The following is a 746-nucleotide window of genomic DNA, read 5'->3' on the forward strand; positions in this document are numbered from 1 at the left end:
ATAAAATAATGTAAGAATGGCTGAAGCTGGGCGAATAACTCGACTGGCATGGTGGCTACTTTTTCCTGACACATAATCAAAATATGGGCGGTTGCCACTGCATCATCAATGGCCGTATGGGCATTTTCAAGTTGGATGCCGTGGGCTAGACAGAATTCACCAAGTTTATAGGAATCTGCCGTTGGGAAAAGGGTCCGCACCATTTCCACAGTATCTACCCGGTCATGGGTCATAGCCGGGTAGCCGTGAGCTTGGAAGCTCTTGTCTAAAAATTTGTAATCAAAGCCAATATTATGGGCAACAATGACCGTGTTGGACAGCTTTTGCCAAAGGAATTCTGCAACTGCTTCAAACTTTGGCGCCCGCTTGACTTGTTCATTAGTAATCCCGGTCAATTTGGTAATTTCACGTGGAATTTCTTGGTTAGGAAAGATATCCGTAGCAAATTGATCCACAACCTGCCCGTTCTGAACAAAGGCCACCCCAATTTGAATAATGCGGTCACCGTTATCATATGTAGATCCTGTTGTTTCTAAGTCCAGAACCGCATAAGTGGTTGTCACTTCTAACACCTTCCTACAATTAAATTTCGTTTATTTGATCATGATGGGTATCGAGATAAGCCAATAAAGCCGCTCGGTCATTCACCACATCTTGGGCCACAACAGCTTGCTCTAAAAACTGTAGCATTTGGCCTATAGCCCGTTTATTTTCTGGATTGATTTCTTGAATAATATCTTGACCAT

General features: G+C 43.2%; 2 protein-coding genes. Both read right to left on the reverse strand.

Going from position 1 to position 746, the window contains the following annotated elements:
- Positions 1-563: 3'-5' exonuclease (locus tag ACRCJ0_RS17260; protein ID WP_431391382.1), on the reverse strand; the 563-nt coding region annotated here is incomplete at its 3' end.
- 19 nt (positions 564-582) lie between these two features.
- A complete protein-coding gene (locus ACRCJ0_RS17265) occupies positions 583-735 on the reverse strand; it encodes a hypothetical protein (protein ID WP_431391383.1) in 153 nt (50 codons plus the stop codon).
- Between the last annotated feature and the right edge of the window lie 11 nt (positions 736-746).

The organism is Aerococcus sp. L_32, from assembly GCF_050689315.1.